The organism is Citrobacter sp. wls706 (genome assembly GCF_005281305.1).
GTDB classification, from domain to species: domain Bacteria; phylum Pseudomonadota; class Gammaproteobacteria; order Enterobacterales; family Enterobacteriaceae; genus Citrobacter; species Citrobacter werkmanii.
Window position 1 is genome coordinate 188,045 of sequence record NZ_SZXG01000004.1, and the last position, 16,271, is coordinate 204,315.

General features: G+C 54.2%; 15 protein-coding genes. 4 read left to right on the plus strand and 11 right to left on the minus strand.

Annotation, left to right across the window (positions count from 1 at the left end; all coding sequences use genetic code 11):
- Positions 1-27: 27 nt before the first annotated feature.
- On the minus strand, positions 28-1,410 hold the full coding sequence (gene radA, locus FDW92_RS00995; RefSeq protein ID WP_001728171.1) for a DNA repair protein RadA: 1,383 nt from the start codon (positions 1,408-1,410) through the stop codon (positions 28-30).
- 60 nt (positions 1,411-1,470) lie between these two features.
- A complete protein-coding gene (gene serB, locus FDW92_RS01000; RefSeq protein ID WP_038637014.1) occupies positions 1,471-2,439 on the minus strand; it encodes a phosphoserine phosphatase in 969 nt (322 codons plus the stop codon).
- A 116-nt stretch (positions 2,440-2,555) separates the two neighbouring features.
- Here serB and FDW92_RS01005 point away from each other — a divergent pair, with 116 nt between their 5' ends.
- Both FDW92_RS01005 and lplA read left to right on the plus strand, forming a co-directional pair.
- A complete protein-coding gene (locus FDW92_RS01005) occupies positions 2,556-3,191 on the plus strand; it encodes a YtjB family periplasmic protein (protein ID WP_038637011.1) in 636 nt (211 codons plus the stop codon).
- A gap of 15 nt (positions 3,192-3,206) precedes the next feature.
- Complete coding sequence (gene lplA / locus FDW92_RS01010; RefSeq protein ID WP_042312508.1) at positions 3,207-4,223, plus strand: lipoate--protein ligase LplA; 1,017 nt, start codon at positions 3,207-3,209, stop codon at positions 4,221-4,223.
- 87 nt (positions 4,224-4,310) lie between these two features.
- On the opposite strand, the gene deoD is transcribed toward lplA, so the two are convergent.
- The 4 genes from deoD to deoC all read right to left on the minus strand — a co-directional run bounded on the left by deoD (position 4,311) and on the right by deoC (position 8,721).
- Positions 4,311-5,030: a purine-nucleoside phosphorylase gene (gene deoD / locus FDW92_RS01015; protein WP_000224864.1), complete on the minus strand. Its 720-nt coding sequence runs from the start codon at positions 5,028-5,030 to the stop codon at positions 4,311-4,313.
- Between the two features lie 206 nt (positions 5,031-5,236).
- A complete protein-coding gene (gene deoB, locus FDW92_RS01020; protein WP_042312511.1) occupies positions 5,237-6,460 on the minus strand; it encodes a phosphopentomutase in 1,224 nt (407 codons plus the stop codon).
- Between the two features lie 51 nt (positions 6,461-6,511).
- Positions 6,512-7,834, minus strand: coding sequence for a thymidine phosphorylase (gene deoA, locus FDW92_RS01025; RefSeq protein ID WP_016151609.1), 1,323 nt, complete (start codon positions 7,832-7,834; stop codon positions 6,512-6,514).
- A 107-nt stretch (positions 7,835-7,941) separates the two neighbouring features.
- Positions 7,942-8,721, minus strand: coding sequence for a deoxyribose-phosphate aldolase (gene deoC, locus FDW92_RS01030; protein WP_042312514.1), 780 nt, complete (start codon positions 8,719-8,721; stop codon positions 7,942-7,944).
- Between the two features lie 261 nt (positions 8,722-8,982).
- Here deoC and FDW92_RS01035 point away from each other — a divergent pair, with 261 nt between their 5' ends.
- A complete protein-coding gene (locus FDW92_RS01035) occupies positions 8,983-10,533 on the plus strand; it encodes a YjjI family glycine radical enzyme (RefSeq protein WP_042312517.1) in 1,551 nt (516 codons plus the stop codon).
- Complete coding sequence (locus FDW92_RS01040) at positions 10,505-11,368, plus strand: YjjW family glycine radical enzyme activase (RefSeq protein WP_042312519.1); 864 nt, start codon at positions 10,505-10,507, stop codon at positions 11,366-11,368. Before FDW92_RS01035 ends, FDW92_RS01040 begins: the two co-directional genes overlap by 29 nt.
- A 65-nt stretch (positions 11,369-11,433) precedes the next feature.
- On the opposite strand, the gene FDW92_RS01045 is transcribed toward FDW92_RS01040, so the two are convergent.
- The 5 genes from FDW92_RS01045 to prfC form a co-directional block, all read right to left on the minus strand.
- On the minus strand, positions 11,434-12,210 hold the full coding sequence (locus tag FDW92_RS01045; protein ID WP_042312521.1) for a metal-dependent hydrolase: 777 nt from the start codon (positions 12,208-12,210) through the stop codon (positions 11,434-11,436).
- Positions 12,207-13,280, minus strand: a complete 1,074-nt coding sequence (locus FDW92_RS01050; protein ID WP_042312523.1) for a patatin family protein — start codon at positions 13,278-13,280, stop codon at positions 12,207-12,209. The genes FDW92_RS01045 and FDW92_RS01050 overlap by 4 nt, the downstream gene beginning before the upstream one ends.
- A 121-nt stretch (positions 13,281-13,401) precedes the next feature.
- Positions 13,402-13,563, minus strand: a complete 162-nt coding sequence (locus tag FDW92_RS01055) for a DUF1328 family protein (RefSeq protein ID WP_003019081.1) — start codon at positions 13,561-13,563, stop codon at positions 13,402-13,404.
- A gap of 127 nt (positions 13,564-13,690) precedes the next feature.
- Positions 13,691-14,308 carry a molecular chaperone OsmY gene (gene osmY, locus FDW92_RS01060; RefSeq protein ID WP_038636996.1) on the minus strand — a complete coding sequence of 206 codons (618 nt, stop codon included), beginning with the start codon at positions 14,306-14,308 and terminating at the stop codon, positions 13,691-13,693.
- 306 nt (positions 14,309-14,614) lie between these two features.
- Positions 14,615-16,204, minus strand: coding sequence for a peptide chain release factor 3 (gene prfC, locus FDW92_RS01065; protein WP_006686587.1), 1,590 nt, complete (start codon positions 16,202-16,204; stop codon positions 14,615-14,617).
- Between the last annotated feature and the right edge of the window lie 67 nt (positions 16,205-16,271).

Below are 16,271 nucleotides of genomic sequence, written 5' to 3' on the forward strand. Positions count from 1 at the left end.
TTATACAACATCACTGCATACAGAGGATTATAAGTCGTCAAACACGCTTAACGCATCTGCAAGCTTTTTAACGCCGAAAACCTGCATCCCTTCCGGCACTTTTTTCGGGACGTTGGCGGCAGGCACAATCGCCCGACGGAAGCCATGCTTCGCCGCTTCAGAAATACGCTCCTGGCCGCTCGGCACCGGGCGAATCTCGCCCGCCAGTCCCACTTCGCCAAAGACCACTAAATCCTGCGGCAGCGGTCTGTCACGCAGGCTGGAGACCATTGCCAGCAGCAGCGCCAGATCGGCGCTGGTTTCGGTGACTTTGACACCGCCGACCACGTTGACGAACACGTCCTGATCCGCCATCTGTAAGCCGCCGTGACGATGCAGCACCGCCAGCAGAATCGCCAGACGGTTCTGTTCCAGACCGACCGCCACGCGACGCGGGTTCGCCATCATTGAGTGATCGACCAGCGCCTGAATCTCTACCAGCAGCGGACGCGTACCTTCCCAGACCACCATCACCGAACTACCGGAAGTAACTTCATCGCCACGGCTTAAGAAGATAGCGGAAGGGTTGCTGACTTCACGCAGGCCCTGCTCGGTCATGGCAAAGACGCCAAGCTCATTCACCGCGCCAAAGCGGTTTTTATGGCTACGCAGGGTACGAAAGCGGGAATCGGCGTCACCGTCGAGCAGCACCGAGCAGTCGATACAGTGCTCCAGCACTTTTGGCCCCGCCAGCGATCCGTCTTTAGTCACATGACCTACCATCACAATCGCCACGCCACGCGTTTTGGCAAAGCGCGTCAGGTAAGCGGCAGTTTCGCGCACCTGCGCCACGCTGCCCGGCGAAGACTGAATATCCGCCATGTGCATCACCTGAATGGAGTCGATCACCATCAGTTTCGGCTGTTCTTCTTCGGCAATCAGGCAAATTTGTTCGATGCTGGTTTCCGACAGCATGTTCAGATTCGCCGTCGGCAGGCCAAGCCGATGCGCGCGCATCGCCACCTGCTGTAGCGACTCTTCGCCAGTGACGTACAGCGTTTTCATCTGCTCCGCCAGCCTGCACAGAGTTTGCAGCAACAGGGTCGATTTGCCCGCGCCGGGGTTACCGCCAATCAGAATAGCGCTGCCGGGCACCACACCGCCGCCCAGCACACGGTCAAACTCTTTAAATCCGGTGGAAAAACGCGGCAATTCTTCAAGACTGATGTCAGACAGCTTCTGCACTTTTGCGACACCCGCATTCCCGGCATAGCCGCTGAGCCGCTCGTTACGCGCCACCGTCGGCGACGCGGCAAGGCGCACCTCGGTAATGGTGTTCCAGGCCTGGCAGGCGCTACATTGCCCCTGCCAGCGCGGGTAATCGGCCCCGCATTCATTACAAACAAAGGCGCGTTTTGGAGCTTTTGCCACGTTTTACCTCTTTCGTTAACGCTGTTGCCGGATGACGCTGACGCTTATCAGGCATCAAAACTATTTCTGGTTCATGCTGCCGGAGAGAATGCAGAACACCCCCATCAGATCGGCGTGACGGATAGTAATCTCTGTCTTTTCATTCACTTTGGGTTTGGCATGATACGCAATGCCCAACCCCGCGGTTTTGATCATCGGCAGATCGTTCGCGCCGTCGCCGATCGCCACCGTCTGCGCCATCGGGATCTCATACTCTTGCGCCAGACGGGTCAGCGTATTGGCTTTGTACTGCGCATCGACGATGTCGCCAATCACGTTGCCGGTAAATTTCCCGTCCATGATCTCCAGCTCGTTTGCTACAGCCGCCGTCAGACGTAACTTATTACGCAGATAATCCGCAAAGAAGGTAAACCCACCGGAGGCGATGGCCACTTTCCAACCCAGCGTTTCCAGCTTCAACACCAGTTGAGTCAGGCCAGGCATCAGCGGTAAATTTTCGCGTACCTGATGCAGAATATTGGCATCCGCACCTTTCAGCGTTGCCACACGGCTGCGCAGGCTGGCGGTAAAGTCCAGCTCACCGCGCATCGCACGTTCGGTAACTTCTGCAACCATCTCACCGGTGCCGGCCAGCTTCGCGATTTCATCAATGCACTCGATCTGGATCGCCGTTGAATCCATATCCATCACCAGCAAACCCGGCGTACGCAGATGTGGAATCTTGCCTAGCGGCGCAACATCCAGTTTGGCATCATGCGCCAGTTTTGCCGCACGCGGCGTTAACGAACCTGCCAGGCGAATCACCTGATAATCCTCAACGCACCAGGCGGCCACGATCACCATCGCCGCGCCCAGTTTGCTCTGGTATTGCGTGAGACGTTGTTTATCCAGCCCGCGACCATACAGCAGCCAGCCACTACGGCCCGCGTGGTAATCCAGCGGCATGACTTCATCGCCACTTAAAGAGAGGGGCAGACCTGGCCACAGAGAGACATCTTCGGGTAGATCGCACCAGGTAATGTTAGGCATTAAAGCTCCTGTAAAATCGTTCGGGTCGGAATCATCCAGGGGAAAATAACGCATGAGGCTACCCTGTAACCAGCGCTTCTGGCAACATTAAGTCTCAAATTTTCAGCAGGTGGAATATGGCTCGCACAAAACTGAAATTCCGACTACATCGTGCAGTGATTGTATTGTCCTGCCTGGCGCTGCTCGTCGCCCTGATGCAGGGCGCATCCTGGTTTAGTCAAAGCCACCAGCAACAACGTAACCCGCAACTGGAAGAGCTGGCCCGTACGTTGGCACGTCAGGTTGCATTAAACGTCGCGCCGCTGATGCATACCGAAACACCGGATGAAAAACGCATTAAAGCAGTGCTCACGCAGTTGACGGAAAGTAGCCGTATTCTGGATGCGGGCGTGTACGATGAACAGGGTGACCTGATTACCCGTACCGGTGAGAGCGTTAACGTTCGTGACCGACTGGCGCTGGACGGTAAAAAAGCCGGGGGATATTTCAACCAGCAGATTGTCGAACCCATTCAAGGCAAAAATGGTCCACTGGGCTATCTGCGCCTGACGCTGGATACCCACACGCTCGCCACCGAGGCCAAACAGGTGGATAACACCACCAACATTCTACGCCTTATGCTGCTCCTGTCACTGGCGATTGGCGTGGTGCTGACCCGGACCTTACTGCAAGGTAAACGCACCCGCTGGCAACAATCGCCGTTCCTGCTTACCGCCAACAAACCGGTGCAGGAAGAAGATAAAGATGATTAAGAAAAGGAAATCGCTATGACTACCCTGCGTCTGCTTATCTCAGACTCTTACGATCCGTGGTTTAACCTGGCGGTTGAAGAGTGCATATTTCGCCAGATGCCCGCCACGCAGCGCGTTCTGTTCTTATGGCGTAACGCCGATACGGTGGTGATTGGCCGGGCGCAAAACCCATGGAAAGAGTGCAATACCCGCCGTATGGAAGAGGATAACGTGCGGCTCGCTCGTCGCAGCAGCGGCGGCGGCGCGGTGTTTCATGATTTAGGCAATACCTGCTTTACCTTTATGGCCGGCAAACCGGAATACGACAAAACTATCTCTACCTCTATCGTACTCAACGCATTGAATTCATTGGGCGTTATGGCCGATGCTTCGGGACGCAACGATCTGGTGGTGAAAACGCCGGACGGCGATCGCAAAGTCTCTGGTTCAGCCTATCGCGAAACCAAAGATCGCGGCTTCCATCACGGTACGCTGCTGCTGAATGCTGACCTCAGTCGCCTGGCGAACTATCTGAATCCGGATAAAAAGAAACTCGCGGCGAAAGGGATTACCTCCGTTCGCTCTCGCGTGGCCAATCTTACCGAGCTATTACCGGGCATCACCCATGAACAGGTCTGCCAGGCGGTCACGGACGCCTTTTTCGCCCATTACGGCGAGCGCGTCGAAGCAGAAGTAATATCCCCGGATAAAACGCCGGATCTGCCGAATTTTGCCGAAACCTTTGCGCGCCAGAGCAGTTGGGAGTGGAATTTCGGCCAGGCGCCGGCATTCTCACATTTGCTGGACGAGCGTTTCACCTGGGGCGGCGTCGAGCTACATTTCGACGTCGAAAAAGGTCATATCACCCGTGCACAGGTCTTTACCGACAGCCTCAATCCCGCGCCGCTGGAAGCGCTGGCGGGGCGACTACAAGGGTGTTTGTACCGCGCGGATATGCTACAACAGGAGTGCGAGGCGCTGCTGGTTGATTTCCCGGAGCAGGAAAAAGAACTGCGGGAACTGTCGGCATGGATTGCACTCGCCGTACGTTAATAAAAAAAAGCCGGATGGCGGCTACGCCTTATCCGGCCTACGATCGCGAGGCCCGGTAAGCGCGGCGCCACCGGGCATAACACAGTCTTACTCTTTATCGCCCAGCAGAACGGATTCCAGCGCGATTTTGATCATGTCGTTGAAGGTCGTCTGACGCTCAGCGGCAGTGGTCTGCTCGTGGGTACGGATATGGTCGGACACGGTGCAGATAGTCAGCGCTTTCGCACCAAACTCAGCAGCAACGCCATAGATGCCCGCCGCTTCCATTTCCACGCCCAGTACGCCGTATTTTTCCATCACGTCGAACATTTCGCCGTCCGGAGAGTAGAACAGGTCAGCGGAGAACAGGTTGCCTACGCGCGCGTCAACGCCCAGCGCTTTTGCCGCATCAACTGCGTTACGTACCATGTCAAAGTCAGCGATAGCCGCAAAGTCATGATCTTTAAAGCGGATACGGTTCACTTTAGAGTCGGTGCAGGCGCCCATACCGATCACCACGTCGCGCAGTTTGACGTCCATACGCACAGCGCCGCAGGAGCCAACGCGAATGATTTTCTTCACGCCGAAATCGGTGATCAGCTCTTTGGTGTAGATGGAGCAGGATGGGATACCCATACCGTGGCCCATCACGGAGATCTTACGGCCTTTGTAAGTACCGGTGAAACCTAACATGCCGCGAACGTTGTTCACTTCACGAACATCTTCGAGGAAAGTTTCAGCAATATGTTTTGCACGCAGCGGGTCGCCCGGCATCAATACGACGTCAGCGAAATCACCCATTTCTGCATTAATATGTGGAGTTGCCATTTTTTTATCCTTATCTCGTTGTTATCGCCTGATGGCGGCTACGCCTTATCAGGCCTACAAAACGTGTGCAAAAACAGTGAAATACCCTAAGGATTTCGCGTTGTAGGAAGGCGACGAATTCGTGAATCCCCGGGAGCATAGATAAACTATGTGACCGGGGTGAACGAATGAAGTCAACGCATCTACAACGCGAAAGACAACGGGTATTACAGCATGTTTTTACCGTAGTCCATCGGCGATGTGCCAAAGTAGCTCGCCAGCGTCTGGCCGATATCCGCGAAGGTTTCACGATGACCTAAAGAGCCAGGTTTCACTTTCGGACCGTAGATCAGCACCGGAATGTGCTCACGGGTATGGTCGGTACCGGTCCAGCTCGGGTCGCAGCCGTGGTCGGCGGTGAGGATCAGAATATCATCTTCACCCACCAGCTCCATCAGCTCCGGCAGACGGCGGTCAAACAGTTCCAGACCTGCGGCATAGCCCGCGATGTCGCGGCGGTGGCCCCAGGAAGAGTCGAAGTCCACAAAGTTAGTGAAGACAATGGTCTCGTCACCCGCTTCTTTCATCTCTTTGATGGTGGCGTCGAACAGCGCATCCAGACCGGTCGCTTTCACTTTTTTAGTGATACCGCAGTTGGCGTAAATGTCCGCGATCTTACCGACAGAGACAACATGACCTTTTTTCTCGTCAACCAGTTTCTGCAGCACGGTCGGCGCTGGCGGCTCAACGGCCAGGTCGTGACGGTTACCGGTACGCTGGAAGTTACCGGCTTTATCACCGATAAACGGACGCGCGATAACACGACCGATGTTGTAACCGCCTTCGGTCAGCTCTTCACGGGCGATTTCGCACAGCTCGTAAAGTTTATCCAGGCCAAAAGTCTCTTCGTGGCAGGCAATCTGGAACACGGAGTCAGCGGAGGTATAGAAAATCGGCTTCCCGGTTTTCATATGTTCTTCGCCCAGTTGATCCAGAATCACAGTACCGGAAGAGTGGCAGTTACCGAGGTAACCCGGCAGGTTGGCACGCTTAACCAGTTTGTCCAGTAACTCCTGCGGGAAGCTGTTTTCATGATCGGAGAAATAGCCCCAGTCAAACAGAACCGGAACACCGGCGATTTCCCAGTGGCCAGACGGCGTATCTTTCCCGGAAGAGAGTTCATGCGCCCATGCATAGGCGCCAATGACTTCCGCGTTACCGTCCATACCAGCAGCAATTTTACCGGTAGAACCTTCGTGAGCTTTCACCAGGCCCAGACGGGTCAGGTTAGGCAGATTCAGTGGGCCTTTGCGACCATTATCAGCTTCGCCTTTCGCACAGGCTTCTGCAATGTGTCCCATAGTGTCTGAGCCTACGTCGCCAAAGCGATCCGCATCTTCAGTCGCACCAATACCAAAGGAGTCCAGCACCATAATAAATGCACGTTTCATCTTGTTCTCCATACATCTGCGCCGCAAAAAAGCGATCAGATCAGTATACAGTTATTCGGTTATACGACGATAGACTGTCGGTGTAATTTCTGGCGCTTTATCGTCAAGGCTGATTGCCGCTTTGACCGCTTTCGCCGCTTCCTGCCAGCTGGCTTCATCTTTCGCGTGGATCACTGCCAGCGGACGCTGTCCGTCTACGCTGTCGCCCAAACGGGCCATGTCGCTAAAGCCGACGCTGTAATCAATGGTGTCCGATGCCTGACGGCGTCCGCCGCCCATAGAAACGACTGCCATACCCAGCGCACGGGTATCCATCGCGCTGACGAAACCTTCGGTATCAGCATAGACGGCTTTACTGAGCATCGCCGTCGGCAGATACTTCGCATAGTTTTCGACGAAGTCGGTCGGGCCTTTCTGCGCCGCAACCATACGGCCAAAAATTTCCGCCGCTTTACCGTTGTCCAGCACCGCCTGCAATTTCGCGCGGGCTTCGGCGTCATCTTTCGCCAGATTGCCGGAGATCAGCATTTCCACGCACAGCGCCATGGTGACGTCTAACAGACGCGGATTACGGTATTCACCGGTCAGGAACTGGACGGCCTCGCGGACTTCTACCGCGTTACCTGCGCTGGAAGCCAGCACCTGGTTCATATCGGTTAACAGTGCGGTGGTACGGACACCCGCCCCGTTCGCCACGCCGACAATCGCTTCGGCAAGGGCTTCAGAAAGTTCATAGGTCGGCATAAACGCGCCGCTGCCTACTTTCACATCCATCACCAGCGCATCCAGCCCTTCCGCCAGCTTTTTCGCCAGGATAGAGCCGGTAATCAGCGGGATGGAATCCACCGTCGCGGTAATATCGCGGGTGGCATAAAAACGTTTATCCGCCGGTGCGAGCGAGCTGGTTTGCCCAATAATCGCCACACCCACGTCTTTAATAATTTCACGGAAACGTGCGTCGTCCGGGAAGATGTCAAACCCAGGAATCGCTTCCAGTTTATCGAGCGTACCGCCGGTATGACCCAGGCCGCGCCCGGAAATCATCGGAATATAGCCGCCGCAGGCAGCAACCATCGGGCCTAACATCAGTGACGTTACGTCACCCACGCCGCCGGTAGAGTGTTTATCCACAATCGGGCCGTTCAGTTGCAGGCTTTTCCAGTCCAGCACGGTTCCTGAATCACGCATTGCCATGGTTAGCGACACACGCTCGGGCATTGTCATATCGTGGAAGAAAATGGTCATCGCCAGGGCGGCGATTTGCCCTTCAGAGATGGTGTTGTCACGAATCCCATTGATAAAGAAACGAATTTCTTCATCGCTCAGCGCATGACCATCACGTTTTTTACGAATAATTTCTTGTGCGAGAAACACGTTAACCTCCCGATTATGGGCCGGGTAAGCAGTGCGCTCCCCGGCAAGTCGTATTGATGCCAGATGGCGGCTAGCGCCTTATCCGGCCTACGATGGGCAATTCAAACTTAGTAGCTGCTTGCGCTCTTACCGTCGCCGTGACCCAGCGCTTTGAGCAGGCTCGCCAGCAGGCTGGATGCGCCAAAGCGGTAATGACGGGAATCCGCCCAGTCGGCGCCAAACAGTTCGTCAGCAATCGCCAGGAACTGCTGTGCATCTTCTGCAGTACGTACGCCGCCAGCGGGTTTGAATCCAACGGTTTTAGAAACGCCCATATCACGGATCACTTCCATCATGATGCGTGCGCTTTCTGGCGTCGCATTGACCGGTACTTTACCGGTAGACGTTTTGATGAAATCAGCACCCGCTTTGATAGAAATTTCAGACGCTTTGCGAATCAGGGCTTCTTCTTTCAGCTCCCCAGTTTCGATGATCACTTTCAGCAGCACGTTTGCCGCTGCACAGGCGTCTTTACAGGCTTTAACCAGGTCAAAACCAACCTGCTCGTTACCCGCGATCAGCGCACGATACGGGAACACCACGTCAACTTCGTCAGCACCGTAGGCAATCGCCGCGCGGGTTTCAGCCAGCGCGATCTCGATGTCGTCATTGCCGTGCGGGAAGTTGGTGACGGTGGCAATACGGATGTCCGGCGTGCCCTGCTCTTTCAGAGTCTTACGTGCAACAGGAATGAAACGTGGATAGATGCAAATTGCTGCCGTGTTGCCAACCGGGGTCTTCGCCTGATGACACAGCGCGATCACTTTTTCATTGGTGTCGTCGTCATTCAGGGTGGTCAGGTCCATCAGTTTCAGGGCACGCAGGCTGCTTGCTGTTAAATCGGTCATAACATTCTCCAACGGCTTCGCCGTATAAAATTTCACCTTGCGAGTTTGTTAGTATTCTAACATCCGCTCGCCATTACACTTCGATATACATCACAGTTAATGAAAACCACATACAGATTTGCATTACTCTAATGAGATCTACTTCAAATAATTCATCTTTCCAGACACGATGGGGTGGCATCAGGCGCATCCGGATCAAAGGTTGGGGCGCTGTTGCTTTCTACAATGGCGCGATACCTTCGGCACATAAAGGAACCAACGATGCCCACTTCAAGCGAATTCGCGCTGCAACAGCGGTGCCAACAAATCGTGACCAGCCCGACGCTCAGTCCTGAGCAGAAACGCCACTTTCTGGCGCTGGAGGCTGAAAACGCGCTGCCTTATCCGCAACTGCCCGCTGAAGCCCGCCAGGCGCTGGATGACGGGGTGATCTGCGATATGTACGAAGGTCATGCCCCGTTCAAACCGCGCTATGTCTTACCCGACTATGCGCGTTTTCTGGCCAACGGCTCCTCATGGCTGGAGCTTGAAGGAGCCAGCGACCTTGATGATGCGTTATCCTTGCTCACCATCCTGTACCACCACGTTCCATCAGTGACCTCAATGCCGGTCTACCTCGGTCAGCTCGACGCCCTGTTGCAACCATATGTTAGAATTCTAACACAAGATGAGATCGATATTCGAATAAAACGTTTCTGGCGTTATCTCGACAGAACCCTGCCAGACGCGTTTATGCATGCCAATATCGGCCCCGCCGATACACCAGTTACTCGTGCAATTTTACGCGCAGATGCAGAGTTAAAGCAGGTTTCACCGAATCTGACATTTATTTATGATCCGCAAATCACCCCTGACGATCTGCTGCTCAACGTGGCGCAAAATATCTGCGAGTGCAGTAAGCCACATATATCCAACGGCACCGAAAATGATAAAATTTTCACAAAAGGTCAGTATGGCGTCGTGAGTTGTTACAACTCTTTACCGCTCTCCGGAGGCGGTAGCACGCTGGTCAGGCTTAATCTGAAAGCCATCGCAGAGCGCAGCACCTCTATCGATGACTTCTTTACGCGCACCCTACCGCACTACTGCCAGCAGCAAATCGCTATCATTGATTCACGATGTGAATTCCTCTACGAGAAATCACATTTCTTTGAGAATAGCTTCCTCGTACAGGAAGGGTTGGTTGATCCCGAACGTTTTGTGCCGATGTTCGGGATGTATGGTCTGGCGGAAGCGGTAAACCTGCTATGTGAAAAGGCAGGACAAAGCGCCCGCTATGGGAAAGAGGCGTTCGCCAATCAGCTCGGATACCGCATTAGCGCCCAACTGGCGGAGTTTGTCGAACGCACACCGGTGAAGTATGGCTGGAAGCAGCGCGCAATGCTGCATGCGCAGTCGGGGATCAGTTCTGACATCGGCACCACGCCCGGCGCGCGTCTGCCTTATGGTGATGAACCTGACCCGATCACCCATCTGCAAACCGTCGCGCCGCATCACGCATATTATCACGCCGGGATCAGCGATATCCTGACGCTGGATGAAACCATCAAGCGTAATCCACAGGCGCTGGTGCAACTGTGCCTCGGCGCGTTTAAAGCCGGAATGCGTGAATTCACCGCCAACGTGAGCGGCAACGATCTGGTCCGCGTCACGGGCTATATGGTGCGCCTGTCGGATCTGGAAAAATATCGTGCCGAAGGATCTCGCACTAACACCACCTGGCTTGGTGAAGAGGCCGCACGCAATACGCGTATTCTGGAACGACAACCTCGTGTGATAAGCCATGAACAGCAGATGCGCTTCAGTCAGTAAACTGATCCCTTTCTCCTGCGTCGACGGGCCGGGCAGCCGCCTGGCTCTGTTCCTGCAAGGGTGTAATCTGCGCTGTAAGAACTGCCACAATCCATGGACGATGGGGCGCTGCAACGACTGCGGAGAATGTGTGCTGCATTGCCCGCATGAAGCGCTAAGCCTGAGTGCAGGGAAAGTATGGTGGCAGTCCGATGTGTGTCAGCAGTGCGACACCTGCCTGCACCTGTGCCCGCAGCAGGCGACGCCGATGGCGCAAACCATGAGCGTTGATCAGGTGCTGCAGCATATTCGCAAGGCAGCCCTGTTTATTGAGGGAATTACGGTCAGCGGTGGCGAAGCAACTACCCAGTTACCGTTTATTGTGGCGCTGTTTACCGCGCTCAAAAGCGATCCTCTGCTGCAACATCTGACCTGCATGGTCGACAGTAACGGCATGCTGAGCGAAACCGGCTGGCAAAAACTATTGCCGGTGTGCGACGGCGTAATGCTCGATTTAAAAGCGTGGGATAGCACGTACCATCGCCAGCTTACCGGGAGAGATAATACGCTGATTAAACAAAGCATTACCTTTCTGTCAAGGCAGGGAAAGCTTGCTGAGCTACGCCTGTTAGTGATCCCCGACCATGTGGATTATTTGCAACATATTGATGCGCTGGCAGCGTTCATTAAGCAGTCAGGCGACGTACCGGTGCGGCTGAACGCCTTTCATGCGCATGGGGTGTATGGCGAAGCAAAAGACTGGCCGAGCGCAACGCCAGAGGATGTGGAGCAACTGGCGGCAGGATTGCGCGAACGTGGTGTGGATAACCTGATTTTCCCGGCGCTGTATCTGTGATTGCCGGATGCGACGACATCATTTGTAGGCCGGATAAAGCGCAACCGCCATCCGGCACCCAACAATCACACATTAAACAACGCGGTCGTATTGCGATACAGCGCATCTGCTATCACGTCCGCAGGCTCCGAACGCAGTTCGCATAATGTCCCAAATACTCTGACCGCCTGCTCGGGGCGGTTGGGCTGCCCCTGAAAGCCATTGAGCGGCATGTCCGGCGCGTCGGTTTCCAGCAGGAGTGATTCCAGCGGCAGTTGCGCCATCACCTCACGGGTTTTACTGGCGCGTGGATAGGTAATAGTGCCGCCAACGCCAATTTTGTACCCCAGTTGCACAAAGCGTTGCGCCTGCTGCAAACTCCCGGAAAAACCATGCACCACGCCGGTTCGTGGCAGAGCATGACGTTTCAGAAGCATCGCCAATTTGTCATGAGTCCGTCGCGAATGCAGGATCACCGGCAGTTCGTAACGCTTCGCCAGGTTAAGCTGCGCGTCCAGCACCCGTTCTTGTTTATCAAATTGCGGATCGTCCCGGTAAAGATCCAGTCCAATCTCGCCCACGGCTACCAGCTTTTGCGGGCGCGTATCCAGCGCCTGCTGCAGTTGGTCCAGACTTTCATCGCCGTGTTGTTCAATAACAATGGGATGCAGACCCAAAGCAGCAAACAACGGCGGATACTTTTCCGCTAACGCCAGTACGCGGGAAAAGTTTGCCGCCTGCGTCGCCGGAACAATGATGCAATTCACACCGACCGCCGCAGCACGTTGAATGCTGGCGGGCTCATCGTCAGTAAACGGCGGGAAATCAAAGTGACAATGTGTATCAATGAAGCGAAAACTCACGCCAGATCCTCGTTATCAAACGTTGTATCGTTAGCCTGAGGCGCATTGGTCACCACCGGCGCGTGGGCATCGTTGGCCACCGGTGCGGGAGGAACCACCACCGGTCCCGGCACGACAATCTTCGGCGTCTGACGAGGCAATGGCGCGTTTTTCGCCAACAACTTGCCGACGGTGGCCAGGAAGTAACGACCACACAAACGCCCGGTCTTATAGTCTTCTCGCAGCGCCGGAATACGGCTGCCCAGCGCCATGCTATGGAGCGGTTTTGGCGGATAGATCTCAAAGATTCGCAGCTTACCCGGCGGCTTTTCAATAAAGCTCTGGATCGCGCGATAGCTGGTTTCATGGTGCTGGACCAAATTCAGCAACGGTTGCAGACTGCTTTCGCCCAGCCAGCGCTCCATACGTTTAAACCACTGCGGGGTGTAGTACATTTGCGAAGGCACAGTGCGGATCACCACCAGCGTTTTTGCGCCGCGCTTCGCCGCCTCCTGCACGGGTATGGCATCGCTTACTCCCCCGTCCAGATAGTTCACACCGTCCAGCGCAACACCTGTGCGGTAGAATCCCGGAATAGCGCTGGAGGCGCGAATGAGATCGAGCCAGTTTTGTCGGTTCGGCGAAAAATAACCTGGCGTATAATCATCCCCCCGACAGGCGCACATATAAAACGCTTTCCCTGCGGCAAACAAACGCTCGGCGTTATCCATCGCCAGCGGCATCTGGGATGCGGTCGAATCCACCAGCCAGTCGAGATCGATTAAGTTTCCCCCGCGCACAAAGCGTACCGGGTCAAAAAACTCACGACGGGTGGTGTAACGCATAATGACTTTACGGCCATAACCAGGCTGGTTACACAGATAGGCTGAAAGGTTTTGCGCACCGGCGGACGTCCCGTAGTAAAGGTCAAAGGGATTAAACTGCGCACGCATGAATTCATCCAGTACGCCAGCGGTGAAAATGCCTCTTTGTCCCCCGCCCTCACACACCAGCGCCATACTGCCTGGTTGGAACGGACGTAACGATAACGGCGCAATATTACCGAGCGTGACGGGTATTCTCTGCCCCACCTCTGCCTTCCTGTTGTTTTTGTAATAGAACAACAAAGTAACGCAAATTGCCTGACGCTAAAACCGTAAAAGCCAGTCCACTGGACTGGCTTGGTAGCAAGTTATCTTTACGGTTTACTTACTAGGGTCGTTTACGACCGGTAAACAGGCTGACCAGAAACAGAATGATCCCCACCACGAAAACAATTTTCGCTGCGCCTGCAGCGGTACCTGCCAGTCCACCAAAACCCAGTGCGGCGGCAATTAACGCGATAACCAGAAATATGATGCCCCATCGAAACATGCGCTTCTCCTTTACCATAGTTAATGTCACCGCTTGTTATGAGCGCTCAGGCTGCTCATCGGCGATATTTTTAGTGTGGTGCACAACACGCCTCCCGACAAACGTCAGGAGGACGAATTAAGTCGAATTACTGAGTTTTAAGGTCGTTTTTGACGCTTTTCACGCCATCAACCGCTTTGGCGATGCTCTCAGCACGATCGCTTTGTGCTTTTGAGTCAACGGTGCCGGAAAGTTGAACCACTCCATCAGTGGTCTCTACTTTCACTTTACGGGAAGGGACAATGTCATCAGCCAGCAGTTTTGCTTTAACTTCGCTGGTGGTTGCCGTGTCGCCCGCATAGCCTTTTACGGATGTGCTTTTGCTGTCGCGTACGTGTAGTTTGTCGCTCACTGAGGTTACGCCCTCAACGCCTTTGGCCACTTTCACGGCTTCTTCAGCCTGTGCCTGGCTTTCAACAAACCCGCTTAACGTCACCACTTTCTGGTCTGTTTTCACGGAAATATCGGTGCTCTTGATGCTTTCGTGATCCACCAGCGCAGCTTTTACTTTTGCTGTGATAGTGCTGTCATCCATGAAATTACCGACTTTGTTCATAGAGCTATCGACTTTCTGCCCCGCACTTTCGACACCAGATTGCGCTTTATCCGTCGTGGCGTTTTCTGCAAAAGCAGAACCCGTTGCAACAGCGGAGGTCAGCATCACGGCCAGCAGCGTTTTAGAAATCTTAAGTCCTGTCATTGTCATCGATGTATTCCTGTATGTTTTGCTAAAAGCGATGGTCTGCCGTAAACGGCGTTAACCAGCAACTAATCTTGTAAGTGGAATAAATATCAGCAATAGAAGCTGCAACAGGCAGCCTAAAAAGCATTTAACGCCGATATTTATGTCATCACATTGTTAAATATAGTTCAGAATTTCGTGATCGCAGTCCGGATTGACTAAAAAACAGGCAAACAACAGAAAAACGAGAGGTTTTAAGAACATTCCGCAAGGGATTTAAAAGACAGGAAAAGTTACCGGGCACGGCGGATTCCGTGCCCTGGGAGGCGATTAGTGTTCGCGCGTTTTGCGGAACTGAACGTCAGGGTAACGTTCCTGGGTGAGATTCAGGTTAACCATGGTCGGTGCGATATAGGTGAGGTTATCGCCACCATCCAGCGCCAGCTGAACTTCGTTTTTACGCTTAAATTCTTCGAATTTTTTCACGTCAGAACATTCTACCCAGCGCGCGGTCGCCACGTTGACCGACTCATAAATCGCTTCAACGTTGTACTCGCTCTTCAGGCGTGAAACCACCACGTCGAACTGCAGCACACCGACAGCGCCCACGATGAGATCGTTATTAGCAATTGGACGGAAGACCTGCACCGCACCCTCTTCCGACAGCTGAACCAGCCCTTTCAGCAGTTGCTTCTGCTTCAACGGATCTTTCAGGCGAATACGACGGAACAGCTCCGGCGCGAAGTTCGGAATACCGGTGAACTTCATCATTTCACCCTGGGTGAAGGTATCGCCGATCTGAATAGTGCCATGGTTGTGCAGACCGAGAATATCGCCCGGATACGCTTCTTCCACATGAGAACGGTCACCGGCCATAAAGGTCAGCGCATCAGAGATCACCACGTCTTTACCAATGCGCACCTGGCGCATTTTCATGCCTTTCTCGTACTTACCGGAAACCACACGCATGAACGCCACGCGGTCACGGTGTTTCGGATCCATGTTGGCCTGGATTTTAAACACGAAGCCGGTGAACTTCTCTTCTGAGGCTTCCACGGTGCGGGTATCAGTTTTACGCGGCATCGGCGCAGGCGCCCACTCCACTAAGCCGTCCAGCATATGGTCAACGCCGAAGTTACCCAGCGCGGTACCGAAGAAGACCGGGGTGATTTCGCCCGCGAGGAACAGATCATGGTCGAACTCGTTAGACGCGCCCTGCACCAGCTCCAGCTCGTCGCGCAGCTGCTGCGCCAGATCTTCGCCCACGGCGGCATCGAGTTCCGGGTTATTCAGCCCCTTAACAATGCGCACTTCCTGAATGGTGTGGCCTTTACCCGTCTGGTACAGGTAAGTTTCGTCTTTATAAAGGTGATAAACGCCCTTGAACAGCTTCCCGCAGCCAATCGGCCAGGTGATCGGCGCACAGCCGATTTTCAGCTCGTTCTCGACTTCATCCAGCAGCTCCATCGGGTCACGGATGTCACGGTCGAGTTTGTTCATGAAGGTCAGGATCGGCGTATCGCGCAGACGGGTAACTTCCATCAGCTTGCGGGTACGATCCTCAACGCCTTTCGCGGCGTCGATAACCATCAGACAGCAGTCTACCGCCGTCAGAGTACGGTAAGTATCTTCGGAGAAGTCTTCGTGCCCCGGGGTGTCCAGCAGGTTCACCAGGCAGTCGTGATACGGAAACTGCATCACAGAGGTGGTAATGGAGATACCACGCTGCTTTTCCATCTCCATCCAGTCAGATTTTGCATGCTGGCTGGAGCCACGGCCTTTTACCGTACCGGCGGTCTGAATCGCCTGTCCGAATAACAGGACCTTTTCAGTAATGGTCGTTTTACCGGCATCCGGGTGAGAAATAATGGCAAAAGTGCGGCGCTTGGCCACCTCTTGCAAATAAGGAGACAACGTCATAATTCAATCTTCTTAGTAAACGCGGCAATGCGCCGCGCATGTTGAATACGAAAAAATTGCGGCTATT